Source organism: Streptomyces sp. NPDC001450 (genome assembly GCF_053597295.1).
This window is the reverse complement of sequence record NZ_JBSFHY010000027.1, coordinates 66,036-89,948: the sequence shown is the minus strand read 5'-3', so window position 1 is coordinate 89,948 and position 23,913 is coordinate 66,036. Positions and strand designations below refer to the sequence as shown.

Genomic DNA, 23,913 nt, shown 5'->3' with positions numbered 1-23,913 from the left:
CATCGATGACTGATCGGGCTCCGCGGCTGCCCCGGTGTCCTCAGGTTGCTCCTGCTCAGAGCGGATGTCCCGTGGATTGACGGCAGCCGTCAATCCACGGGGCACTGTCGGTGGCCGGGTGCACCATGGGGACATGAGCGTGACCATCGACATCGCCGGACTCGCCACCGATGGGGGTGCCCCCGGCTCGAGCGCAGCCGATAGGTGGGGGAGGGTCTCCGTCGTGCCCTCCCCGCTGGCGGAGCTGGGGATGGCGCTGCACGCGCTCAGCGAGCCCGGCCACCACCCGCAGTTGCAGGGCTGGGTGACCGCCGTGTCGACCCGGCTGGACCCGGGTCTGGCCGACCGGCTGTGCGAGGCGGACTTCCTGTGGCGCACGACGTTCTCCGACGTCTTCGCCCCGTTCGCCGGGATACCCGGCGGGCGCGCGCAACCGGGCGCCACGCTCACCGAGGAACTGGACCAGCTGGACATGCTGACGGACGAACAGTTCGTCCACGCGTCCCTGGAGTTCACCTGCCAGCTGCGCTACGACGTCGCCGAGCCCGGCCCGCTCGACGATCCCGAGCTGCGCCGGCGCTCCCTGGAGCTGGCCGCCGCGCGCGGCGCCGTCCAGGAGCGGGTCACCCTCCGGCTGCTGGAGGACCCGCCCGCCGCCCGCGCCTGGTTCCGGCAGCTCGTGCTCGACTGCGACGAGGCCTTCTTCGCCGACACCTGGGCCCGGATCCAGCCCCAGCTCGCGGCGGACGCCCGGCACCGGACCGAACTGCTGCGCCGCAAGGGCCTCGGCGAGGCCCTCGCCTCGCTCTCCGGTGCCATCGCACTGGACGAGGAGGCCGGGCTCATCACCGTCGACAAGTTCCTGGTGGGGCACACGGCCACGGGCGACGGCAATCTGGTCCTGGTGCCGACCAGCCTCGGCTGGCCGCATGTGATGGTCCTGCACCGGCACGGCTGGCAGCCCACGATCGCCTATCCCGTCAGCGGCTCCCACCTGCAGGCGCCGTCCGTCGAGCAGCTCACACGCCGCCTGGAGGCGCTGGCCCACCCGGTGCGGATGCGGCTGTGCCGCCATCTGGCCCGCGCCCAGCACACCACGAGCGAACTGGCGGACGCGCACGGCATGTCCGCCCCCGAGATATCCCGGCACCTGGCGGTGCTGAAGAAGGCGGGCCTGATCACGAGCGGCCGCCGCGGCCGGTACGTCCAGCACCAGCTGGACCTGTCCGCGGTGGCCCGCCTGGGCAGCGACTTCATCGAGGGCGTCCTGCGCTGAGGCGCCCGGGACCTCAGCGGTCCGGTGTCAGCCGTGGCCGCCGGCCCGCACCAGCCCGGTCTCGTACGCCAGCACGACCACCTGCACCCGGTCGCGCAGGCCGAGCTTCGTCAGGATGCGGCCCACGTGGGTCTTCACCGTCGCCTCGGACAGCACCAGCCGGGCCGCGATCTCGCCGTTCGACAGGCCCTGCGCGACCAGCACCATGACCTCGCGCTCCCGGTCGGTGAGCCGCTCCAGCCCCTTGTGCTGGGGCTCGCGGCCGGCGGAGGGCAGCATCGGCGCGAACCGGTCCAGCAGGCGCCGGGTGGTGGACGGGGCCACGACCGCGTCGCCGCTGTGCACGGAGCGGATGGCCGCCAGCAGGTCGCCGGGCGGCACGTCCTTGAGCATGAAGCCGGAGGCGCCCGCCTTCAGCCCGGAGAAGGCGTACTCGTCCAGGTCGAAGGTGGTCAGTATGAGCACCTTCGGCGGGTTCGACTCCTGGCAGATGCGGCGCGTGGCCTCGACGCCGTCCAGTTTCGGCATGCGGACGTCCATCAGGACGACGTCGACGGCGGTGGAACGCACCACCTGAAGGGCCTCGACTCCGTCACCCGCCTCCGCGACGACTTCCATGTCCGGCTGGGCGGCGAGCACCATCCGGAACCCGGTGCGCAGCAGCACCTGGTCGTCGACGAGCATCACGCGGATCGTCATCGGGTCCTCTTCCGTTTGCTCTGGGGGTTGCTCTGGAGCGCATTGGGGGCGTGACAGGTGTCAACAGGGGGCGTGCGGCGGCGTCAGTGCGCCGGTTTGAGCGGGAGCAGCGCGCTGATGCGGAATCCTCCGCCCGGGCGCGGGCCGGCGTCCAGGGTGCCGCCGACCATGCCGACCCGCTCACGCATGCCGATCAGGCCGTGCCCCCGGCCGTCGGCGCCGCCCTCCTCGTACAGCTCGTGCGGAGCGCCCTTGCCGTCGTCCTCGACGAGCAGGCCGAGCCCGTCGTCGAAGTAGACCAGCCGCACGCTCGCGCCCGCGTTGGGCCCGCCGTGCTTGCGGGTGTTGGTGAGCGCCTCCTGCACGATGCGGTACGCGGTCAGCTCCACGCCGCTGGGCAGCGGGCGCGGGGTGCCCTCGACCTTGAAGTCGACGGGCAGACCGGAACTGCGGCACTTCTCGATGAGGTCGTCGATCTGCTCGACGTCCGGCTGCGGGACGTACTCCCCGCTCTCCTGGTGCTCGCCGGTGCGCAGCACGCCGAGCAGGCGGCGCATCTCGGCGAGGGCCTGACGGCCGGTGGAGGAGATGGTCTCCAGGGCCTTCTTCGCCTGGTCGGGCGCGGCGTCGAGGACGTAGGCGGCGCCGTCGGCCTGGACCACCATCACGGACACGTTGTGCGCGACGACGTCGTGCAGCTCGCGCGCGATCCGGGCACGCTCGGCGGCGACCGCCACCTTCGCCTGCGCCTCGCGCTCCTTCTCCAGCCGGGCGGCACGCTCCTCCAGCTGGGCGAAGTAGGCCCGGCGGGTGCGCATGGAGTCGCCGAGCACCCAGGCCAGGGCGAACGGCACCGTCTGGAACACCGCGATCGCCAGCCGGCCCAGTCCGCTGGAGTGCTCGTCCGGCCAGCGGATCTGCGCCAGGGCGGCCGCGGACAGGCTGACGAAGAGCGCGAGCCGGGAGGCCCAGCGCGCACCGACCGCCGCGACCGTGTAGGTGATCACCAGCATGGCGAAGTCGGCGACGGTCATCTCGATGTCCAGGACCAGCTGGGCCAGCCCGGTCGCGAGGGCCAGCAGCAGCATCGCCTCCGGGAAACGACGGCGCAGCGCCACGACGACGCACAGGACGGCGGACACCGCCAGCCCACCGCCGATCGGCATGTGGTGGTCCGGCACGCCGTTCTGACTCACCACGCTCACGCCGGAAAGCCCGAACAGGACAACGGCCCAGAAGCTGTCGACCCATGTCGGGTGCCTGCGGAGGAAGTCATAGAGGCGCTGCACGTAACCCAGAGTAGGGAAGCCAGATGCGTGCAGGGGTCAACCGGAGGGCCGATCCGCAAGAGCGATGCGTACTCCGCAAGGTGGATGCCGTGATCACCTGTGCGCCTAGTCTGTCCCGGTGACGGATGAGGCGACGGCGGAGAGCATCCGCGAGGGACGCGGCTGGCGGGAGGCGACCCAGGAGGCGCTCTACGGGCCGGACGGCTTCTACCGGCGACCCGAGGGCCCGGCCGGTCACTTCCGAACGTCCGTGCACGCCTCCGCGCTGTTCGCGGGCGCCGTGGCCCGGCTGCTGTGCCGGGTCGACGAGGCGCTCGGACGGCCGCGGGCGCTGGACTTCGTCGACATGGGCGCCGGGCGGGGGGAGCTGGTGACCGGCGTGCTGGCCGCCCTGCCGGCCGACGTGGCCGCCCGCGCGCGCGGGCACGCCGTCGAGATCGCGGACCGTCCGGCGGGCCTGGACGACCGGATCACCTGGCTGAGCGAGCCCCCGGACGCGATCACCGGGCTGCTGTTCGCCAACGAATGGCTGGACAACGTGCCCGTGGACGTCGCCGAGGTGGACCCGGCGGGCCTGCCCCGGCTGGTGCTGGTCGCGGCGGACGGCACCGAGCGGCTCGGGGAGCCGGTGTCGGGCGCGGACGCGGACTGGCTGGCGCGGTGGTGGCCACTGCCGGGCGAGGAGGGGCTGCGCGCGGAGATCGGGCTGCCCCGGGACCTGGCGTGGGCGGCCGCGGTGGACCGGGTGGTGCGGGGACTCGCGGTGGCCGTGGACTACGCGCACACCGCGGACGCGCGCCCCCCGTTCGGGACGCTCACCGGCTTCCGGGAGGGGCGCGAGACGGCGCCCGTGCCGGACGGGTCGTGCGACATCACGGCGCACGTCGCGCTGGACGCGTGCGCAGCCGCCTGCACGTCGGCCCGCGCGACAGCTCACACGGCGCACGCACCCTCCGACACGGCGCGCACACTCCCCACCGCCCGCCTGCTCACGCAATGCGCTGCCCTGCGCGCCCTGGGCCTCACCGGCGCACGCCCCCCGCTCGCGCTGGCCTCCACGGACCCCGTTGCCTACGTGCGCGCCCTCGCGAGCGCCGGCGAGGCCGCCGAACTCACCGCCCCGGGCGGCCTCGGCGACTTCGGCTGGCTGCTCCAGCCGGTTGGAATCCCGGACCCACTCGCCTAGGGCCGGCGGCTCACTTGTCGATGTCCCCGACCACGAAGAACATCGACCCCAGGATCGCCACCATGTCCGCCACCAGCGTCCCCGGCAGCAGCTCGGTCAGGGCCTGGATGTTGTTGTAGGACGCGGAGCGCAGCTTCAGCCGGTACGGGGTCTTCTCGCCCTTGCTGACCAGGTAGTAGCCGTTGATGCCGAGCGGGTTCTCGGTCCACGCGTACGTGTGGCCCTCGGGTGCCTTGAGCACCTTGGGCAGCCGCTGGTTGATCGGCCCGGGCGGCAGCTCGGCGAGCCGGTCCAGGCAGGCGTCGGCGAGGTCGAGCGCGTTGTGGGTCTGCTCCAGGAGCACCTCGAAACGGGCGAGACAGTCGCCCTCGCTCCGGGTGACGACCTTCAGGGTGTCCTGGAGGCCGCCGTAGGCAAGGTACGGCTCGTCGCGGCGCAGGTCGAAGTCGACGCCCGAGGCGCGCGCGATGGGCCCGCTCACGCCGTAGGCGTGCACGGTCTCCGGCGCGAGTGCCCCCACGCCCCTCGTGCGCCCCCGGAAGATCTCGTTGCCGAGCACCAGGTCGTCGAAGACGTCCATGCGGGAGCGCACGGCGGCGACGACGGCACGCGCGCGTCCCGTCCACCCGGCCGGCAGGTCCTCCTTGAGGCCGCCGACGCGGTTGAACATGTAGTGCATGCGCCCGCCGGAGACCTCCTCCATGACGTTCTGGAGCACCTCGCGCTCCCGGAACGCGTAGAAGACCGGCGTGATCCCGCCCAGCTCCAGCGGGTACGACCCGAGGAACATCAGGTGGTTGAGCACCCGGTTCAGCTCGGCGAGCAGCGTGCGCGTCCACACCGCGCGCTCGGGGACCTCCATGCCGAGCATCCGCTCCACGGCGAGGACCACGCCCAGCTCGTTCGAGAACGCCGACAGCCAGTCGTGGCGGTTGGCGAGCATGATGATCTGCCGGTAGTCGCGCGCCTCGAAGAGCTTCTCCGCACCCCGGTGCATGTAGCCGATCACCGGCTCCACATGCAGGATGCGCTCTCCGTCCAGCACCAGCTTGAGCCGCAGCACGCCGTGCGTGGACGGATGCTGGGGGCCGATGTTGAGCACCATGTCGGTGCTCTCGGCGGCGCCGCCGATGCCGACCGTGGTCTCCGTCGCAGTCATGGACCCAGTTTCCCCTACGTACGCTGGCTCCATGGAAACGGGGATCCCCGAGGGGACCGGGGTGGCGGGGGAAGAGCCGGTGTGGCGGGGACTGCCGCCCGGCCTGCTGCGCATGCGCCGCCTGCTGCTGTCGGTGTGGACGGGCGTGCTCGCCCTCGCGGCGGGACTGCTGCCCGGCCTGCTCGCCGGCTGGACGTGGGCCGCCTTCGCGCTGCTCCCGCCGGCCCTGGGCGCGTGGGGCTGGCGGCTGCTGGGCCGCAACTGGCGCTCCTGGCGGTACGCCGAGCGCGCCGACGACCTGCTGATCAGCCGCGGTGTCCTGTGGCGCGAGGAGACCGTGGTGCCGTACGGGCGGATGCAGCTGGTGGAGGTCACCTCGGGGCCCCTGGAGCGCTGCTTCGGGCTGGCCAGCGTGCAGCTGCACACCGCCGCCGCGGCGACCGACGCGACCATCCCGGGGCTGGACCCGGCCGAGGCGGAGAGGCTGCGCGACCGGCTCACCGAGCTGGGCGAGGCCCGATCGGCGGGCCTGTGACCGCGCCGGACCTCGACGACGTGGCGGCGCGCCCGCCCCTGGCCGAGCGGCGGCTGCACCCCGTCACGCCCTTCCGGCGGGCCTGGGCGCCGGTCGCCGTACTCGCCGGCTGGGCCGGTCACGACCCGAGCGGCGCGCAGGCGCAGCTGCAGCGGCTGACCTCCACGATGCTGCTCGTCGGGCTCGCCGTGCTGGTCCCGGCGGCCGGCCTCTACGGCTTCCTGTCCTGGTGGTTCACGCACTTCGCGGTCACCGACAGCGAACTGCGCATACGCACCGGCCTGCTGTTCCGGCGCACCGCGCACATCCGGCTGGAGCGCATCCAGGCGGTCGACGTCACGCGGCCGCTCCTCGCGCGCGTGGCGGGTGTCGCGAAGCTGCGCATCGACGTCGTCGGGGCCGACAAGAAGGACGAACTCGCCTTCCTGGGCGAGCAGGAGGCGCGCGCCCTGCGTGCGGAGCTGCTCGCGCGCGCCGCGGGTTTCGCGCCCGAGACGGCGCAGGAAGTCGGCGAGGCGCCGGTGCACGAGCTGCTGCGGGTGCCCCCGCGCGAGCTGGCGCTCTCCCTCGTGCTGACGGGCGCCGCCTGGGGCTCCCTGGCCGCCGCCCTCGTCGTACCGCCCGTGCTGTGGCTCGCCACGCACAGCGTGTGGACGGTCCTCGCCGCCGCCCTGCCGCTGCTCGGTACGGCGGGCGCGAGCAGCGCGGGACGGTTCGTCGCCGAGTACGACTGGACGGTGGGCGAGTCCCCGGACGGGCTGCGCATCGACCACGGGCTGCTCGACCGCGCGCACGAGACGGTGCCGCCGGGGCGGGTGCAGACCGTGCGGATCGTGGAACCGCTCCTGTGGCGACGGCGGGGCTGGGTGCGGGTGGAGCTGGACGTGGCCGGCTCCGACAACTCCGTGCTGGTGCCGGTCGCCCCGCGCGCGGTGGCCGAGTCGGTCATAGCGCGCATACTGCCCGGCGTGACCGTACCGGAGTCGCTGTCCCGCCCGCCCCGGCGGGCCGGGTGGCGCGTGCCGGTGTGGTGGCGCGGGCACGGCCTCGCGGTCACCGAAGCGGTGTTCGCCGCCCGGCACGGCCTGCTGCGCCGCCGCCTGTCGCTGGTCCCGCACGCCAAGGTGCAGAGCGTACGGCTCACCCAGGGGCCCTGGGAGCGGCTGTGGCGGCTCGCCGACGTCCACGTGGACACCGGGGCCGACAAGACCGTCACGGCCCGTCTGCGGGACGCCGAGGAGGCCGCGCGGCTGCTGCGCGCCCAGGCGGAGCGGTCCCGCACCGGCCGCAGGGACGCCCGCCCCGACCGCTGGATGGCGTGAGCCCGGCCCACTCCTCGCGGGTGGACCGGGCTCGGTGCCTCGTGGGTGCCTGGCGGAGTCTCAGGAAGCGGCGGTGCGCAGCCCCTGGAGGTCGATCTGCTCCGTCTCGTCGTGCGCGGTCAGGTCGATCACCTGGCCGACGCCGCGCGACTCCGCGTCGGCGGGCTTGAACTCGGCCTCCGCCTCGGCCTTGTGCAGCGCGAGGGCCTCCTGCCCGACGACGTCGGCGAGATCCTCGTTCTGCACGGACTCCAGCGCGGCGGACGCCGACTGCTTCTGGGTGCCGAAGAAGTCGAACCCGCCCTCGATCGCCGGGCGCCGCACGGGCGCGGCCGGTACGACGGCCACCGCGGTCGGCACCGTGAAGTGACCGGCGGGCTGCTGCCCGGCGGGCTTGGCGGGCTGGTCCGGTGTGGTCGAGGTGGCGGCCGCGGGCTCGTGTCCGCCGGCCGCCTCGGGCTTCCCCTGCGCCTCGTCCTCCGTGAGGGCCTCCTGCGCGGACTGCTTCCGCGCACCGTCACCCGAGGCCTCGACGGACCCGGCCGTCTTCGACTCGGCCTTCTTCGACTCGGGCGCGACGGGCTCGGGCCTGACCGACTCGGGCGCGACGGACTCGGGCGCGACGGACTCGGCGCTGGCAGCCGCAACCTTGGCGGACTCGGCCTCCCCGGACCCGGCCTCCCCGGACCCGGCCTCCGCGGACTCCTCGGCCTCCGCGGACTCCTCGGCCTCCGCGGACTCCTCGGCCTCAGCCTTGGCTGACGCCCCGTCACGGTCGAGCTGGGACAGCGCCACCGCGGCCTTCAGGAACAGCTGAGCGCCCTCGGCGGAGAAGACCGGACCAGCCTTCGGCGTCTCCTCGGCAGCCTCGGCGGTCTCAGCGGTCGTCTCGACGGCCTCGGGCTCGGCGGCCTCGGGCTCGGCGCTGCGCGCGGGCGGCAGCGCGGGCGGGCCGGACGGCTCGGCCGCCTCGATCTCCAGCAGCCGCCGTCCTTCCAGGGCGCTCGCGCGCTCGGTCTCCGCGGTGGCGTAGCGGCGCAGCAGAGCCGCGTGCTCGTTGCGCAGCCCGGCCAGCTCCGCGCGCTTGGCGCGCAGCCGCTGCTCGAGCTTGGTGCGCAGCTCGCGCGACTCCTCCAGATCGGTCTCCAGTTCGGCGACCCGTTCGTCGTAGCGCCACTCGTCGCTGACACGCGCGCGCGTGAGGTCGGCGACCTGCTTGCCCGCCTGGGAGTCCCAGCGGCGCATCACGACGGCGCCCGCGACAGCGGTCGCCGCGGCGGCCGCGGCCAGCGTGCGCAACACCGTGACCTCGGAGAACACCCAGGGACCCAGCGCGCAGACGACGGACACGCCGGCGATCGCCGACGGCGGCAACAGCCGGTGCAGAGGCGGTGAATGGCGGTGGCGTCCACGTGGCATGGCCAGAAACTTACCGCGCGTAGGCGAATCGCGGACCCCCGCCCCGTAAAAACACCGTCACACCAAAAGCTTCCCCGGGCATCGGGCACCCGGCGGCTCACCGGTCGCTCAGCCGCCCGCTGAGCCACTGCAGCGTCGGCGGGATCTCCCGGCGCCAGGTGTTGAAGTTGTGCCCGCCGCTGTCCAGGATGATCGACGAGATCCGGGTCAGGTTCGTGGCCTGCACATCCCCTATGAACTTGAGGGTGTCCTTGTAGTTGTGTTCGCCGATCCTGCTGCTGGTGACGAGCAGCGAGGTGTCGGGCGCGGGCTCGTGCTTGAGGAGCCACCACAGGTCGGCACGATTCTGCAGGTTCGTGTCACCGCGGAAGAGGTCACCGGTCGTGGGGTCGATCGGCGCCTTGTAGTAGGGCGAGAGACCGGCGGCGGCCGCGTAGACGCTCGGGTGGTGCATGGCGAGCTTCAGCGCGCAGTAGCCGCCGGTGGAGTCACCGACGACGCCCCAGCTGCCGGGCCGCTTGCCCACCCTGTAGTGCGCGAGTACGGCCTCGGGCAGGTCCTTGGCGAAGAAGGTCTCGCTCTGCGGGCCGCCCGGGACGTCCACGCACTCGGTGTCGCGCGGCGGCGCCACGGTCGGGCGCAGCATCACCAGGATCATCGGCTGCATCCGCCCGTCCTTGGCCAGCTCCTGCGCCGTACGCGGGTAGTGCAGTTTGTCCACCAGCGCCTGGGCCGTACCGGGGTAGCCGGTCAGCACGACGGCCGCCGGGAACGTACGCGTGCGGTACTGCGGCTGGAAGTACTCGGGCGGGAGATAGACGTACGCCGGTGTGGCGATGTGGGTCTTGCGGCCCACGATGTCCACCTTCTGGATCTGCCCGGTCGTCTGCGGCCGCGAGCCGTTCACGCCCTTGACCAGGGAAGTGGAGACCACCTGCAGCGGGCCGCCCGTACCGGCGTTGGCCGAGTGGTCGACGACTATGCCCTGCTCGGTCTCCTGGCCGAACAGGTCCGCCCAAGTGGCGTAGAACCCGAAGGCCTGGTTGGCGGCGACCCCGAGGGAGCCGAAGAGGGCCAGCTGGGTGGCAAGGAGCAGACCGACGCGCCCGCTGACGGCCCGCCAGTTCTGCCGGGCGAGCCGCGGCCACAACCACACCGTGGCGATGAACAGCACCGCGGCGAACATGACCGCAAGCGCCAGCACCTTGTTGCTCGTGAGACCCATGGGCTCTTCCTGCCTGCGCTTTCCGCCCGTGGCCCACCCAGCTTCGTTGCAAGGGCTTGCCCGGGGCTTTCCTTGGCCTTTGACCCGACTTTCCGGAGGGGAGTGAACCTCTCTCCCCAAGACACCGTCCTAGAGGGCGCAATGTCGCCGGATGCCCCGATCGGCACCGGGTTCAAGGTCTCTCGCAGAACTACGGGATGCGATGTCTGTCAGGATAGATGGGGAAATGTCGGGCGGGGTTCCGGGCCGATCAAGCCGGGCGCGGCGCATACTGCGCGGCCCGCGCCCCGAGGCCGTCCCCGCTCTGGTCGCCAGGGCGTGCGCCCTCGTGGGCGTGGTGGACATTGCCGCGGGCGTGTTCCCGCGCTTCCGTCACAGCCGTATGCACGCCCTGGCCGAGGTGCTGCCCGGCTCCTTCGGGCCCTTCGCGGCGGCGCTCTCGCTCAGCGCGGGCGTGCTGCTGCTCCTGCTCGCACACGGGCTCAAGCGGCGCAAGCGCCGGGCGTGGCGCGCGGCGGTCGCTCTCCTGCCCGCCGGTGCGGCCGCCGAGTTCGTGTACCGGCACTCGCTCATCGGCATGCTCATCTCGATGGCGCTCCTGATACCGCTGCTGCGCCACCGCGACGAGTTCGCGGCCCTGCCCGACCCGCGCAGCCGCTGGCGCGCACTCGCCAACTTCGTCCTGATGGCCGCCGGTTCACTCGCTCTCGGCCTGGTCATCGTGAGCGTCCATCCGAACCGCATGGTCGGCGACCCGAGCCTGGCCGACCGGCTGACGCACGTCGTCTACGGCCTGTTCGGCTTCGAGGGCCCCCTGGACTACGACGGCAACACCTCCTGGACGGTGGCCTTCTCCCTCGGCGCCCTCGGCTGGCTGACCGCGGTCACCACCATCTACCTGGCCTTCCGCCCCGAACACCCGGCCGCCCGCCTCACCGAGGAGGACGAGGCCCGGCTGCGCGCCCTGCTGGACAAGCACGGCGGCCGCGACTCCCTCGGCCACTTCGCGCTGCGCCGCGACAAGGCGGTCGTCTTCTCGCCCAGCGGCAAGGCGGCGGTCACCTACCGCGTCGTCTCCGGCGTGATGCTCGCCAGCGGCGACCCGATCGGCGACGTCGAGGCCTGGCCCGGCGCCATCGAACGCTTCATGGACGAGGCCAAGGCACACTCCTGGACCCCGGCCGTCATGGGCTGCTCGGAGACGGGCGGCGAGGTGTGGACCCGCGAGACCGGCCTGGACGCCCTGGAGCTGGGCGACGAGGCGGTGGTCGACGTGGCGGATTTCTCACTCGCCGGACGCGCGATGCGCAACGTGCGCCAGATGGTCAAGCGCATCGAGCGGGCCGGCTACGAAACCCGAGTACGGCGCATCCGTGACCTCGGCGAGGCCGAGCTGGAGCGCATCCGCCGGGCGGCCGAGGACTGGCGCGGCACCGACACCGAGCGCGGCTTCTCCATGGCGCTCGGCCGCATCGGCGACACCGCCGACGGCGACTGTCTGATCGCCACGGCCCACAAGGCCGACGACGAGCCCGGCGAGTACGGCGACCTGAAGGCGATCCTGCACTTCGTGCCCTGGGGCACCGACGGCGCCTCCCTGGACCTCATGCGCCGCGACCGCACCGCCGACCCCGGCATGAACGAACTGCTGATCGTCGCCGCACTGCAGGCCGCCCCCAAGTTCGGCATCACGCGGGTCTCGCTGAACTTCGCGATGTTCCGCTCCGCCCTCGCGCGCGGGGAGAAGATCGGTGCGGGCCCGGTGCTGCGCGCCTGGCGCGGACTGCTGGTGTTCCTCTCCCGCTGGTTCCAGATCGAGTCGCTGTACAAGTTCAACGCCAAGTTCCAGCCGCGCTGGGAGCCGCGCTTCGTCGTCTACCGCGCCTCCGCCGACCTGCCCCGCATCGGCTTCGCCGCCATGCAGGCGGAGGGCTTCGTCAACCTCGCCCTGCCGCTCCCGCGCTTCCTGCGCCGGCGCCGGGCGGCCGCCGAGCGCCCCTGCGCGCACTCCGTGCCGGAACGCGACGTCCGGGCCGCCTGACCCCGCCCTGCCGCGCGCAGAGCACTGCCCGGCCCCTGACTGGCCCGGGCGGAAGCCCCACCCCCTCCAGCACGGGAGCTTCCGCCCGGGCCGCGGCGCGTGGGCGGCGCCCCCCTGGGCCTACGCTGAACGTATGAACAACCTCAGCGGGCGCGGCCGAGTGGCGGGCCTTCCGGCATGGGACCGGTGCGCGGTCATGGGGGTCGTGAACGTGACCCCCGATTCCTTCTCCGACGGCGGCCGCTGGTTCGACACGACCGTCGCCGTCAAGCACGGCCTGGACCTGGTGGCCGAGGGTGCGGACCTGGTCGACGTCGGCGGCGAGTCCACCCGTCCGGGCGCCACCCGCGTCGACGAGGCCGAGGAACTCAGGCGCGTCATCCCCGTCGTCCGCGGCCTCGCCTCCGAAGGTGTGGCCGTCTCCGTCGACACCATGCGCGCCTCCGTCGCCGAGCAAGCCCTCGCCGCCGGCGCCGCCCTCGTCAACGACGTCAGCGGCGGCCTCGCCGACCCCGCGATGATCCCCGTGGTCGCCGCCACAGGCGCCCCCTTCGTCGTCATGCACTGGCGCGGCTTCCTCCAGGGCGGCAACGTCCAGGGCAGGTACGAGGACGTCGTCGCCGAAGTCGTGGACGAACTGCACGCGCGCGTGCAGGCCGTTCTCGAGGGCGGCATCGCCCCCGACCGCATCGTCGTCGACCCCGGCCTCGGCTTCTCCAAGGAGGCCGAGCACGACCTTGCCCTCCTCGCCCACCTGGACCGCCTGCACGCCCTCGGCCACCCCCTGCTCGTCGCCGCCTCCCGCAAGCGGTTCCTCGGCCGTGTCCTCGCCGGCCCCAAGGGCGCGCCCCCGCCGGCCCGCGAGCGCGACGCCGCCACAGCCGCCGTCTCCGCGCTCGCGGCGCACGCCGGCGCGTGGGCGGTGCGCGTGCACGAGGTACGCGCCACCGCGGACGCGGTGCGGGTCGCGCGCGCCGTTGAAGGAGCCCGGTGAGCGCCCCCCACACCGACGTCGAACAGGTGGAGGCCGCCAACACCGCCTTCTACGAGGCGATGGAGCGCGGTGACTTCGAGGAACTGTCCTCGCTCTGGCTCACGCCCTCCGACCTGGGCGTCGACGAGGAGTACCACGACCCGGCGGACACCGGCGTGATCTCCTGCGTCCACCCCGGCTGGCCGGTGCTCACCGGCCGCTCCGAGGTCCTCAGGTCGTACGCGCTGATCATGGCGAACACCGACTACATCCAGTTCTTCCTCACCGACGTGCACGTCTCCGTCACCGGCGACACCGCCCTCGTGACCTGCACCGAGAACATCCTCAGCGGCGGCCCCGCCCCCGAGGACGGCACGGAACTCGGCCCCCTGGTCGGCCAGCTCGTGGTCGCCACGAACGTGTTCCGGCGCACCCCCACCGGGTGGAAACTCTGGTCGCACCACGCCTCGCCCGTACTGGCCGAAAGCAACGAGGAAGATGAAAACGGCCAGACCGGAGCGAACGGTGAGAATCCGGGCGACAACCCCCTCGCGTAACCGGGTACGAGCCCCACAAGGACCAAGAAGTGGTTGGAATCACCTACCCGGGGGTATGTGCGGCTACCAGCCCATGACGCGGCCGGGTTCCCCAGGGGAAACACACGGTGAAGCCTCCGGGTCCCCGCCCAGGCACGCGCCCCCGTCACCCGGATGTGTCAGCGCCCGCAGGTAGATTCGTCAGAGGCCGGTGTGCCGCCCGCACGCGGCACCGCCCGGCCGTTCCCGACGATTGCAGGAGTGATTCGCGTGGATCGTGTCGCGCTGCGCGGCCTGAAGGCCCGCGGGCACCACGGTGTGTTCCCCAAGGAGCGCGAGGAGGGCCAGACCTTCATCGTGGACCTCGTCCTTGGCCTGGACACCCGGCCGGCCGCGGCCGACGACGACCTGGCGAAGACCGTCCACTACGGCATCGTGGCCGAAGAGGTCGTGGCCGTGGTCGAGGGCGAACCGGTGAACCTCATCGAGACCCTCGCCGAGCGGATCGCCCAGACCTGCCTGAAGCACGAAGGGGTCCAGGAGGTCGAGGTCCGCGTCCACAAGCCGGACGCCCCGATCACCGTCCCCTTCGACGACGTGACCGTCACCATCACCCGGAGCCGAGTATGACCCGACCTTTCGCCCAGGGTCACAGCGACCCGACCGTCCAGCCGGTGCCTGCCTCGGTCGTCGAGCAGGTGGACGCCGCCGACACGACACTGAGCAATCCGAAATGGGCCGTGATCTCCATCGGCTCCAACCTCGGCAACCGCCTGGAGACCCTCCAGGGAGCCGTCGACGCCCTGGAGGACACCCCCGGCGTCCGCGTGAAGGCCGTGTCGCCGGTCTACGAGACGGAGCCCTGGGGCGTCGACCCCGGCAGCCAGCCCTCCTACTTCAACGCCATCGTCGTCCTGAAGACCACCCTGCCCCCGTCGTCCCTGCTGGAGCGGGCCCACGCCGTCGAGGAGGCCTTCAACCGGGTCCGCGACGAGCGCTGGGGACCGCGGACCCTGGACGTCGACATCGTCGCCTACGCGGACGTCACCTCCGACGACCCGCAGCTCACCCTCCCCCACCCGCGCGCCCACGAACGCGCCTTCGTGCTCGCACCCTGGCACGACATCGACCCGCAGGCACTGCTGCCCGGCCGGGGCACGGTGGCCGAACTCCTGTCGGCCGTCACCCGCGACGGCATCGAGGCCCGCAAGGACCTGGAACTCCGACTGCCCGAGTAGTCGTTAAGGTCAAGACGACCACAGTCCGGGACCTGTCCGGGGGAGCTGAAGGGACACCGTGAGAGAGCTGCGCATCAGGGTGCTGGCCGGCGTGTTCGTCGTAGCCGGCATCCTGTCCTGGGCGGGCGCCCGCCTCTGGAACTCGATCGGGACACTCCCCAGCGTCCCCCTGGCCGCCCCCGTCGTCCTCGCGCTGATCGCGGTGGTCCTGTTCGCCACGGCGCTCTCGCTGCGCGCCCGCCTCAAGGCCCAGCGCGAGCGTCGCCCCGGCGCCAAGGGCGTCGACCCCCTGATGGCCGCCCGAGCGGTCGTCTTCGGCCAGGCCAGCGCCCTGGTGGCCGCCCTGGTCGCCGGCATGTACGGCGGTACGGGCGTCTTCCTCCTGGAACTCCTCGACATCCCCGCCCGCCGCGACCAGGCCCTCTACGCCGGCCTCTCGGTCCTGGCCGGCATCGGCGTGATAGCGGCGGCCATGTTCCTGGAGCGAGTCTGCAAGCTCCCCGAGGACGAGGACCGCAACCGAGCGGGCGCGGAGCCGGCGGCCTGACCACCGGCTCCGAAGAAGCCGTTCGCCTGGAAGTCGCTCGCCGAGGAGTCGTTCAGCGAAGGTCGGTCAGCGCGCCATGATGAGGCTCATCGCCTCGTTCCGCGTCGCCGCGTCCCGCAGCTGACCGCGCACCGCCGAGGTGATCGTCTTCGCGCCCGGCTTGCGGATGCCCCGCATCGACATGCACATGTGCTCGCACTCGACGACCACGATCACGCCCCGCGGCTCCAGGATCTCCATGAGGGAGTCCGCTATCTGCGTGGTGAGTCGTTCCTGCACCTGCGGGCGCCGGGCATAGACGTCCACGAGCCGGGCCAGCTTGGACAGGCCGGTGATCTTCCCGGTCACGGACGGGATGTAGCCGACGTGGGCGACGCCCCGGAACGGCACCAGGTGATGCTCACAGGTGCTGTAGACCTCGATGTCCTTCACGAGCACCATCTCGTCGTGCCCCAGGTCGAACGTCGTCGTCAGGACGTCCTCGGGCTTCTGCCACAGGCCCGCGAAGATCTCCTTGTACGCCCGCGCCACCCGCGCCGGCGTCTCCCTGAGGCCCTCACGATCCGGATCCTCGCCGACCGCGATCAGCAGTTCCCGTACGGCGTTCTCGGCGCGCTTCTCGTCGAACTCGCCGATGGTGCCCTCACCGTCCAGGGTCACGGGGTCGGTCATCTGGTTCCTCGTTCCTGTGCTGTCACGCGTGCGTCCACGCGCTCTGTCTGCGGACATGCGAAATGCCGCGTCCCCCAGGCTAGAACCTGGGGGCCGCGGCATTCATTCCGGCCTGGTGGCTGGAAGTGTTCAGCTCTCGGGGCGGTCTTCCGGAGTCGTGTCCGTCACCGGGGCGGACTCCGACACCGTGGACTTGGCCGTGCTGATCGCCGCAGTCGCTCCGTTCGCGCCGTTGGTCAGTGCCAGCTCCCTCGGGGAGAGCACCGGCGGGCGGGTGGAGGGGGTACGGCGGGAGGAGCCGGTCCACGCGGGCCGCGGCGGGCGCTTGTGGATCGGGGCGAAGATCTCGGCGATCTCCTCCTTGCCCAGGGTCTCCTTCTCCAGCAGGTGCAGGACGAGCTGGTCGAGCACGTCACGGTTCTCGACCAGGATCTCCCAGGCCTCGTTGTGAGCGGTCTCGATGAGCTTCTTGACCTCTTCGTCGACCAGCGCGGCGACCTCTTCCGAGTAGTCGCGCTGGTGAGCCATCTCACGTCCGAGGAAGGGCTCGCTGTTGTCGCCGCCGAACTTGATCGCGCCGAGCCGCTCGGTCATGCCGTACTGCGTGACCATCGCGCGGGCCAGGTTGGTGGCCTTCTCGATGTCGTTGGCGGCGCCGGTGGTCGGGTCGTGGAAGACCAGTTCCTCGGCCGCGCGGCCGCCCAGCATGTACGCCAGCTGGTCGAGCATCTCGTTGCGGGTGGTCGAGTACTTGTCCTCGTCCGGGAGCACCATCGTGTATCCGAGGGCGCGGCCGCGGGAGAGGATCGTGATCTTGTGGACCGGGTCGGAGTTCGGCGAGGCCGCCGCGACCAGGGCGTGACCGCCCTCGTGGTACGCGGTGATCTTCTTCTCCTTGTCCGACATGATCCGGGTCCGCTTCTGCGGGCCCGCGACCACGCGGTCGATCGCCTCGTCCAGAGCCTTGTTGTCGATCAGCTTCTGGTCACTGCGGGCGGTGAGCAGCGCGGCCTCGTTGAGCACGTTGGCGAGGTCGGCACCGGTCATGCCGGGGGTGCGGCGGGCGACGGCGGCCAGGTCGACGTCGGGCGTGACCGGCTTGCCCTTCTGGTGGACCTTGAGGATCTCCATGCGGCCCTGCAGGTCCGGCGGGTCGACCGCGATCTGACGGTCGAAGCGGCCGGGGCGGAGCAGAGCCGGGTCGAGGATGTCGGGCCGGTTCGTCGCGGCGATGAGGATCACGCCGCCCTTGACGTCGAAGCCGTCCATCTCGACGAGCAGCTGGTTCAGGGTCTGCTCGCGCTCGTCGTGACCGCCGCCGAGGCCGGCGCCGCGGTGGCGGCCGACCGCGTCGATCTCGTCGACGAAGACGATCGCCGGGGCGTTCGCCTTGGCCTGCTCGAAGAGGTCACGGACTCGGGAGGCACCGACACCGACGAACATCTCGACGAAGTCGGAACCGGAGATCGAGTAGAAGGGCACTCCGGCCTCGCCGGCCACGGCGCGCGCGAGGAGCGTCTTGCCGGTACCGGGGCGGCCGTAGAGGAGCACACCCTTGGGGATCTTGGCGCCGACGGCCTGGAACTTGGCCGGCTCCTGGAGGAACTCCTTGATCTCGTGGAGTTCCTCGACGGCCTCGTCGCAGCCCGCGACGTCGGCGAAGGTCGTCTTCGGGGTGTCCTTGGTGATGAGCTTGGCCTTGGACTTGCCGAAGTTCATGACCCGGGAGCCGCCGCCCTGCATCTGGTTCATCAGGAACAGGAAGACGACCACGATCAGGACGAAGGGCAGCAGGGAGAGCAGGACGCCGACGAACGGGTTCTGCTTGGACGGCGAGACCGTGTAGCCGTCCGGAATCTGCTTGTCCTGGTACTTGGTCTGCAGTGTGGCGGCGATGGTCACGCCCTGGTCGCCGATGTAGCTCGCCTGGATCTTGGAGCTGCCCTCGACCTTCTGGCCGTCCTTGAGGGTGACCTTGATGGTCTGCTCGTCACCGGTGGTGAGCTTGGCCGACTCGACCTTGTTCGCGTTGATCGCCGCCACGACCTGGCCGGTGTCCACCGTCTTGTAGCCGCCGGACGAGCCGACGACCTGCATCAACACGACCACGGCAAGGACGGCCAGCACGATCCACATGACCGGCCCACGGAAGTATCGCTTCACGTCCATCCATACGGAGCGGTGCCGCCCCGTCCCTCCTGCCATAGTGAGTTTGATAAGACAGTTCTTCTGACGGTACCCCAGCATTGTTGTCCGAAGCCGCACGGAGTGGCACGGACGGCTGGCATTCCCGTCTCTGCTTGCTCCAACGGCGCGAAACCCGCTGGGGTTCCCGATCGTCTTACAGGGACTGGCCCGGTTGGCTCAGCCGCCGTAGACGTGAGGCGCGAGCGTACCGACGAACGGCAGGTTGCGGTACTTCTCGGCGTAGTCGAGGCCGTAGCCGACGACGAACTCGTTCGGGATGTCGAAGCCGACCCATTCCACGTCGATGGCGACCTTGGCGGCGTCCGGCTTGCGCAGCAGCGTGCACACCTTGAGGGAGGCGGGCTCGCGGCTGCCGAGGTTGTTGATCAGCCAGGACAGGGTCAGGCCGGAGTCGATGATGTCCTCGACGATCAGGACGTGCTTGCCCTTGATGTCGGTGTCCAGGTCCTTGAGGATCCGCACGACACCGGAGGACTGGGTGCCCGCGCCGTAGGAGGACACGGCCATCCAGTCCATGGTGACGGGGGTGGACAGCGCCCGGGCCAGGTCCGCCATGACCATGACGGCGCCCTTGAGCACGCCGACGATGAGCAGGTCCTTGCCCGCGTACTCCGCGTCGATCTTCGCGGCCAGCTCGGCCAGCTTCGCGTCGATCTCTTCCTTGGTGATGAGTACCTGCTTGAGGTCGGCACCCATGTCTTTCGCGTCCACCCGCATCACTTTCGGTCGTCCCGCACTTACGGCCGCTCTTACGGCCACCGGCTGTCCGGCCCGTCGGAGGGTCGCTCCGGGGTCGGGATTCAGCCTTGCCGAATCACCAGTCTGCCACCCTGGCGCTGGGCGACGACTTTGCCGGGGAGATTGATGGCTCCCTGACCGCGCCAGCCGGTGATCAGCCGGTCGACTTCCTCGATGTGGCGGGCGAAGAGGGAGCCGGCCGGAGCGCCGGCCTCGATGGCGGCACGGCGCAGGATGCGGCGGCGTACGGCGGGCGGGAGGGCGTAGAGCTTGGCGCACTCCAGGAGGCCCGTGGCGTCGCGTACGGAGGCCTCGGCCTGGGAGGCCCAGGCGTCGAGGGCGTCGGCGTCGTCGCGGGAGAGCTGGGCGGTGCGGGCGAGGGCTTCCACGACGCCTTTGCCGAGGGCCTTCTCCAGGGCGGGCAGACCTTCGTGCCGGAGCCGGGAGCGGGTGTAGGCGGGGTCGGCGTTGTGCGGGTCGTCCCAGACGGGCAGGGCCTGGACCATGCAGGCCTTGCGGGCGGTCTGCCGGTCGATGTGCAGAAAGGGGCGCCGGTAACGGCCGTCGGCCCCCGAGACCGCTGCCATTCCGGACAGGGAGCGGATGCCGGAGCCGCGGGCGAGGCCGAGCAGGACGGTTTCGGCCTGGTCGTCACGGGTGTGGCCGAGCAGGACCGCGGCGGCGCCGTGCCGTGCGGCCGCGGCGTCGAGGGCGGCGTAGCGGGCGTCGCGGGCGGCGGCCTCTGGGCCGCCCTCGCGGCCGACGGTCACGGCGATGGACTCGGCGGGGTCGAGGCCGAGTTCGCGCAGCCTGAGGACGACCTCCTCGGCCCGGAGGTCGGAGCCGGGCTGGAGGCCGTGGTCCACGGTGATGCCGCCGGCGCGGATGCCGAGCTTGGGGGCCTCGAAGGCGAGGGCGGAGGCGAGCGCCATGGAGTCGGCGCCGCCGGAGCACGCGACCAGCACGAGCGGGGAGGAGGTGCGCTCGTTACGGCTCGGTTCGCGGGCTTCTTCGGTGACAGCCGTGGCGGCTGTCGTCGCTGCTTCGGTGGTGCGGCTGTGGTCGGTGAGGAGGTCGTGGAGGACGCGGCGGACCGCCAGGCGTATCGCCGCGACCGCAGGATGGGGACCCATGTCCGGTTCCCTTCATGAAGTTTTCGGGGGGTGAGCCCGAGGTTCGGTCACTCAGAGTGTGTAGATGGTGACAGAACCAGGCCCTTCCCCGAGCATTGCACGCCTACCCATGGCTCACGGTCCCTCGGACGGGTGATTGGAGGGGCGTTCTCCTGCCGTAGGCCGGATTCTGTTCACGACTTCCTCATGCGGTTCACGACTCGGCCTTGCGGTGCACCCGTGCGACCCAGTCCGCCGGTTTGGCGATCTCCGCCTTGGTGGGCAGGGTGTTGGGGGATGTCCACACGCGGTTGAAGCCGTCCATGCCGACCTGGTCGACGACGGCGCGGACGAAGCGCTCGCCGTCCCGGTACTGCCTGAGTTTGGCGTCCAGACCGAGCAGCTTGCGCAGGGCGAGGTCGAGGCGGGAGGCGCCCTTGGCACGGCGCTGCTGGAACTTCTCGCGGATCTCGGAGACGGTCGGTACGACGCTCGGGCCCACCCCGTCCATGACGAAGTCCGCGTGGCCCTCCAGCAGGGACATGACCGCGGTGAGGCGACCGAGGATCTCGCGCTGGACCGGGGTCTGCACCAGCTCCACGAAGGAGCGTCCGCCGTCCTCCTCCTCGCCCTCGGGGCGGCCGCCGGCGAGGGACTGGGCGGCTTCCCGGATGCGCTCCAGGACGGTCATCGGGTCGACGTCGGTCTCCGCCAAGAACGACTGGATTTCACCCTCGAGGTGGTCGCGGAGCCAGGGCACGGCGGTGAACTGCGTGCGGTGGGTCTCCTCGTGCAGGCACACCCAGAGCCTGAAGTCGTGCGGCTCGACGTCGAGTTCGCGCTCCACGTGGACGATGTTGGGGGCGACGAGAAGGAGCCGGCCGCCCCCGTTCTCGCCCGCCGGCAGGTCGCGGGAGGCGGGGGCGAAGGTCTCGTACTGGCCGAGGACGCGGGAGGAGAGGAAGGAGAGGAGCATGCCGAGTTCGACGCCGGTGACCTTGCCGCCGACGGCACCGAGGACGGCGTTGCCGGGGCTGCTGCCGCGGCGTTCCTGCATCTTCTCCAGGAGGGGTTTGAGGATCTCCCGGAATCCGGCGACGTTGGCCCGGACCCAGCCGGGGCGGTCGACGACGAGGACGGGGGTGTCGTGGGTCTCCTCGGTGCCCATGCGGGTGAAGCCCCGGACGTGTTCCTCCGAGGCCTTCGCGTGCCGGCGCAGCTCCGCCACGACGGCCCTGGCCTCGTCGCGGGTTACTTCGGGGCCCGGTCGTACGAGCCGTGTCGCGGTTGCCACCGCGAGGTTCCAATCGACCATCCCGGGAGATGCGGTGCCACCGAAGCTCGTCATGCGTCAACGGTACGTGAGCGCTCCCGCTCGGGGCAGGCCGTGGGCATTGGGTGAGGTGCGGTTTCTCGTGCGGTGACGGACGGGTGTTGGTGTCCTACCGGCAGCCGCAGCCCGCCAAGGCCGTGGCCGTCTTGTCCAGGGCCGACTGGGCGTCCATGGGGTCGGTCGTGTCGGAGGCCAGGAAGGCGAAGGTCAGGAGGTGGCCGTCCTGGTCCACGACCGTGCCCGCCAGGGTGTTCACGCCGGTCAGGGTGCCTGTCTTCGCGCGTACGACTCCTGCCGCGCCGTCGGTGTAGCGGTCGGCCAGGGTGCCGGTGAAACCGGCCACGGGGAGGCCGGTGAGGACCGGGCGGAGGCCGGGGCGGGCCGGGTCGGCGGCTTTGACCAGCAGGGCGGTGAGGAGGTTCGCCGTGAGCCGGTCGTCGCGGTTGAGGCCGCTGCCGTCGTGGAAGGCGGCGCCGGACATGGGCAGGCCGAGCTTGGTCAGCCGGGTGGCGATGGCCTTCGCGCCGCCGTCGAAGCTCGCCGCCCGGCCACTGACCAGGGCGGTCTGGCGGGCCAGGGCCTCGGCGATGTCGTTGTCGCTGTTGGTCAGCATGCGCTCGACCAGGGTGGACAGCGGGGGTGAGGAGACGGTGGCGAGGGTCTCGGCACGGTTGGTGGCCTTGGAGGGGCCGGGAGGCGTGACCTTGATGCCGGCCTTCTTGAGGCAGTCCGCGAACTTGCCGGCAGCGTCGGCCGCCGGGTCGCTCACGCGGGCCGCCGGGCCGCTCGTGGAGTCGTCGGTGCGGCCCTCGTCGGCGGTCAGGGCGCTGACCGGGGCGAGGTTGTCGTTGACGCCGATGGGGTGCAGCGCGGGGCCGGAGAAGAGCGTGGTGTCGTAGGAGAGCGTGATCTTGTCGATGCCGCGCTTCTTGAGGGCGGCTGCGGCGTCGGCGGCGAGCGTGCGCAGGCTCGCCCAGCCGTCGGCCTCGGGGTGGGCGGTGAGGGTGGGGTCGCCGCCGCCGACCAGGACCAGTTCCCTGGTGTCGGGTTCGAGTGCGGCGCGGGTGGTGAGGCGGTGGTCGGGGCCGAGGGCGGACAGGGCGGCGACGGCGGTGGCGATCTTGGTGGTGGAGGCGGGGGTGAAGGCCTGGCCGGCGGCGGTGCCGTACAGCTGCTTGCCGGTGCTGACGTCGACGACGGCCGCCGCGTGACCGCCGCCCAGCGCTGGGGCGTCCAGGAGCGGCCCCAGGACGTCCGCGAGGGCCTTCTGGCCCGGCGGGGCCTTCTTGGTGCCGACGGTGCCCGTGGCGCCGCCCAGGGCCGCCAGGACGGCTGGGGCGCTCGGTGCGGGCCGGGGCTCCCGCGCGCTCGTGCCGGAGTCGCCGTGATCTGCGCCACCTGACCGCTCCAGGGCGGCGGCCCGGTCCCGCTCGGCCGTACGCTGACCGTTGGCGTCCCAGGGACCGGCGACGGCCACCACACCGGCGGCCAGCGCCAGCCCGGCGGTGGCGGCGCCCGCGGTGTACTGCCAGGTCCTGACGGCTCGCGGCCGAGGGAGGTGTGCAAGCCCCGGGCGCACTGCCTTCGTCAGCCGCGCGACCCCTGGTTTCGCGGCCGTCACGGCGCGCGCCAGCCGCGGTCGTACGGCGTTCGCGATCCGCACCACCTGCGGTCTCGCGGCTCGCCAAGGCCTCAGCTCTGGCACGACCACCAGCCCCTTTCGCGATCACACACCTGCGTGAGGGACACTTAACCACCAGAACTATGTGCTGATCATGGAGGAGCCACCGGTGGAGTTCGACGTCACGATCGAGATCCCGAAGGGTTCGCGGAACAAGTACGAGGTGGACCACGAGACCGGTCGGATCCGCCTGGACCGTCGCCTCTTCACCTCGACCGCCTACCCGACCGACTACGGCTTCGTCGAGAACACCCTCGGCGAGGACGGCGACCCGCTGGACGCGCTGGTCATCCTGGACGAGCCGACCTTCCCGGGCTGTCTGATCAAGTGCCGTGCGATCGGCATGTTCCGGATGACGGACGAGGCGGGCGGCGACGACAAGCTGCTGTGCGTTCCGGCCACCGACCCGCGCGTGGAGCACCTGCGCGACATCCACCACGTGTCGGAGTTCGACCGCCTGGAGATCCAGCACTTCTTCGAGGTGTACAAGGACCTGGAGCCCGGCAAGTCGGTCGAGGGTGCCAACTGGGTGGGCCGCACGGACGCCGAGGCGGAGATCGAGCGGTCGTACAAGCGCTTCGAGGAGCACGGCGGTCACTGACGCACCCCTTTGCGCCTGAACCGGCGCCGCTCTCGCGGACGTGGTTGCTCACCGTTGCGCAATTGACGGTTGCGGTGCGTGCGCCGATATGCGATCGGCCGTTCGGTCTCCTGGAGACCGGGC

At 71.7% G+C, this 23,913-nt stretch carries 22 protein-coding genes; 11 read left to right on the top strand and 11 right to left on the bottom strand.

What is annotated here, in order from left to right:
• Positions 1–133 precede the first annotated feature (133 nt).
• Complete coding sequence (locus ACWC5O_RS27475) at positions 134–1,276, top strand: DUF5937 family protein (protein WP_450589737.1); 1,143 nt, start codon at positions 134–136, stop codon at positions 1,274–1,276.
• Between the two features lie 27 nt (positions 1,277–1,303).
• Here ACWC5O_RS27475 and ACWC5O_RS27470 read toward each other — a convergent pair whose 3' ends face one another.
• Complete coding sequence (locus ACWC5O_RS27470; RefSeq protein WP_450589736.1) at positions 1,304–1,975, bottom strand: response regulator; 672 nt, start codon at positions 1,973–1,975, stop codon at positions 1,304–1,306.
• Between the two features lie 83 nt (positions 1,976–2,058).
• The gene (locus ACWC5O_RS27465; protein WP_450589735.1) at positions 2,059–3,264 is read right to left on the bottom strand and encodes a sensor histidine kinase; all 1,206 of its coding nucleotides are present in this window, start codon (positions 3,262–3,264) and stop codon (positions 2,059–2,061) included.
• Between the two features lie 118 nt (positions 3,265–3,382).
• Here ACWC5O_RS27465 and ACWC5O_RS27460 point away from each other — a divergent pair, with 118 nt between their 5' ends.
• Positions 3,383–4,450 (top strand): SAM-dependent methyltransferase, encoded by a 1,068-nt coding sequence (locus tag ACWC5O_RS27460; protein ID WP_450589734.1) that lies wholly within the window; start codon positions 3,383–3,385, stop codon positions 4,448–4,450.
• A 10-nt stretch (positions 4,451–4,460) separates the two neighbouring features.
• Here the strand turns inward: ACWC5O_RS27460 and ACWC5O_RS27455 are convergent, their stop codons facing one another.
• Entirely contained in the window at positions 4,461–5,609 is a 1,149-nt protein-coding gene (locus ACWC5O_RS27455; protein WP_450589733.1) for an NADH-quinone oxidoreductase subunit D, read from the bottom strand.
• Positions 5,610–5,640: 31 nt separating this feature from the next.
• On the opposite strand from ACWC5O_RS27455, the gene ACWC5O_RS27450 reads away from it, so the two are divergent.
• The gene (locus ACWC5O_RS27450; RefSeq protein WP_450589732.1) at positions 5,641–6,144 is read left to right on the top strand and encodes a PH domain-containing protein; all 504 of its coding nucleotides are present in this window, start codon (positions 5,641–5,643) and stop codon (positions 6,142–6,144) included.
• On the top strand, positions 6,141–7,466 hold the full coding sequence (locus ACWC5O_RS27445) for a PH domain-containing protein (RefSeq protein ID WP_450589731.1): 1,326 nt from the start codon (positions 6,141–6,143) through the stop codon (positions 7,464–7,466). Before ACWC5O_RS27450 ends, ACWC5O_RS27445 begins: the two co-directional genes overlap by 4 nt.
• Positions 7,467–7,526: 60 nt before the next feature.
• On the opposite strand, the gene ACWC5O_RS27440 is transcribed toward ACWC5O_RS27445, so the two are convergent.
• Both ACWC5O_RS27440 and ACWC5O_RS27435 read right to left on the bottom strand, forming a co-directional pair.
• Complete coding sequence (locus ACWC5O_RS27440) at positions 7,527–8,885, bottom strand: hypothetical protein (RefSeq protein ID WP_450589730.1); 1,359 nt, start codon at positions 8,883–8,885, stop codon at positions 7,527–7,529.
• Positions 8,886–8,982: 97 nt separating this feature from the next.
• Positions 8,983–10,110 carry an alpha/beta hydrolase gene (locus ACWC5O_RS27435; RefSeq protein ID WP_450589729.1) on the bottom strand — a complete coding sequence of 376 codons (1,128 nt, stop codon included), beginning with the start codon at positions 10,108–10,110 and terminating at the stop codon, positions 8,983–8,985.
• A 226-nt stretch (positions 10,111–10,336) separates the two neighbouring features.
• Between ACWC5O_RS27435 and ACWC5O_RS27430 the strand changes: the two genes are divergently transcribed.
• The 6 genes from ACWC5O_RS27430 (at position 10,337) to ACWC5O_RS27405 (ending at position 15,445) form a co-directional block, all read left to right on the top strand.
• Positions 10,337–12,151, top strand: coding sequence for a phosphatidylglycerol lysyltransferase domain-containing protein (locus tag ACWC5O_RS27430; protein ID WP_450589728.1), 1,815 nt, complete (start codon positions 10,337–10,339; stop codon positions 12,149–12,151).
• Between the two features lie 133 nt (positions 12,152–12,284).
• Positions 12,285–13,145 (top strand): dihydropteroate synthase, encoded by an 861-nt coding sequence (folP, locus tag ACWC5O_RS27425; protein ID WP_450589727.1) that lies wholly within the window; start codon positions 12,285–12,287, stop codon positions 13,143–13,145.
• Entirely contained in the window at positions 13,142–13,681 is a 540-nt protein-coding gene (locus ACWC5O_RS27420; protein WP_450589726.1) for a nuclear transport factor 2 family protein, read from the top strand. Before folP ends, ACWC5O_RS27420 begins: the two co-directional genes overlap by 4 nt.
• 249 nt (positions 13,682–13,930) lie before the next feature.
• Positions 13,931–14,290: a dihydroneopterin aldolase gene (gene folB, locus ACWC5O_RS27415; RefSeq protein ID WP_094218326.1), complete on the top strand. Its 360-nt coding sequence runs from the start codon at positions 13,931–13,933 to the stop codon at positions 14,288–14,290.
• Positions 14,287–14,898, top strand: coding sequence for a 2-amino-4-hydroxy-6-hydroxymethyldihydropteridine diphosphokinase (folK, locus tag ACWC5O_RS27410; protein WP_450589725.1), 612 nt, complete (start codon positions 14,287–14,289; stop codon positions 14,896–14,898). The genes folB and folK overlap by 4 nt, the downstream gene beginning before the upstream one ends.
• Positions 14,899–14,956: 58 nt before the next feature.
• On the top strand, positions 14,957–15,445 hold the full coding sequence (locus ACWC5O_RS27405) for a DUF3180 domain-containing protein (RefSeq protein WP_450589724.1): 489 nt from the start codon (positions 14,957–14,959) through the stop codon (positions 15,443–15,445).
• A gap of 66 nt (positions 15,446–15,511) precedes the next feature.
• Here ACWC5O_RS27405 and folE read toward each other — a convergent pair whose 3' ends face one another.
• The 6 genes from folE to dacB all read right to left on the bottom strand — a co-directional run bounded on the left by folE (position 15,512) and on the right by dacB (position 23,174).
• Positions 15,512–16,117, bottom strand: coding sequence for a GTP cyclohydrolase I FolE (gene folE, locus ACWC5O_RS27400; RefSeq protein WP_094218329.1), 606 nt, complete (start codon positions 16,115–16,117; stop codon positions 15,512–15,514).
• Between the two features lie 129 nt (positions 16,118–16,246).
• Positions 16,247–18,286: an ATP-dependent zinc metalloprotease FtsH gene (gene ftsH / locus ACWC5O_RS27395; protein ID WP_450589782.1), complete on the bottom strand. Its 2,040-nt coding sequence runs from the start codon at positions 18,284–18,286 to the stop codon at positions 16,247–16,249.
• Positions 18,287–18,481: 195 nt separating this feature from the next.
• On the bottom strand, positions 18,482–19,042 hold the full coding sequence (hpt, locus tag ACWC5O_RS27390; RefSeq protein WP_003999117.1) for a hypoxanthine phosphoribosyltransferase: 561 nt from the start codon (positions 19,040–19,042) through the stop codon (positions 18,482–18,484).
• Between the two features lie 83 nt (positions 19,043–19,125).
• On the bottom strand, positions 19,126–20,196 hold the full coding sequence (gene tilS / locus ACWC5O_RS27385; RefSeq protein ID WP_450589723.1) for a tRNA lysidine(34) synthetase TilS: 1,071 nt from the start codon (positions 20,194–20,196) through the stop codon (positions 19,126–19,128).
• A 193-nt stretch (positions 20,197–20,389) separates the two neighbouring features.
• A complete protein-coding gene (locus tag ACWC5O_RS27380) occupies positions 20,390–21,523 on the bottom strand; it encodes a zinc-dependent metalloprotease (protein ID WP_450589722.1) in 1,134 nt (377 codons plus the stop codon).
• A 94-nt stretch (positions 21,524–21,617) separates the two neighbouring features.
• Entirely contained in the window at positions 21,618–23,174 is a 1,557-nt protein-coding gene (dacB, locus tag ACWC5O_RS27375) for a D-alanyl-D-alanine carboxypeptidase/D-alanyl-D-alanine endopeptidase (protein WP_450589781.1), read from the bottom strand.
• A gap of 124 nt (positions 23,175–23,298) precedes the next feature.
• On the opposite strand from dacB, the gene ACWC5O_RS27370 reads away from it, so the two are divergent.
• Positions 23,299–23,790 carry an inorganic diphosphatase gene (locus ACWC5O_RS27370; RefSeq protein ID WP_100830653.1) on the top strand — a complete coding sequence of 164 codons (492 nt, stop codon included), beginning with the start codon at positions 23,299–23,301 and terminating at the stop codon, positions 23,788–23,790.
• Positions 23,791–23,913 lie beyond the last annotated feature (123 nt).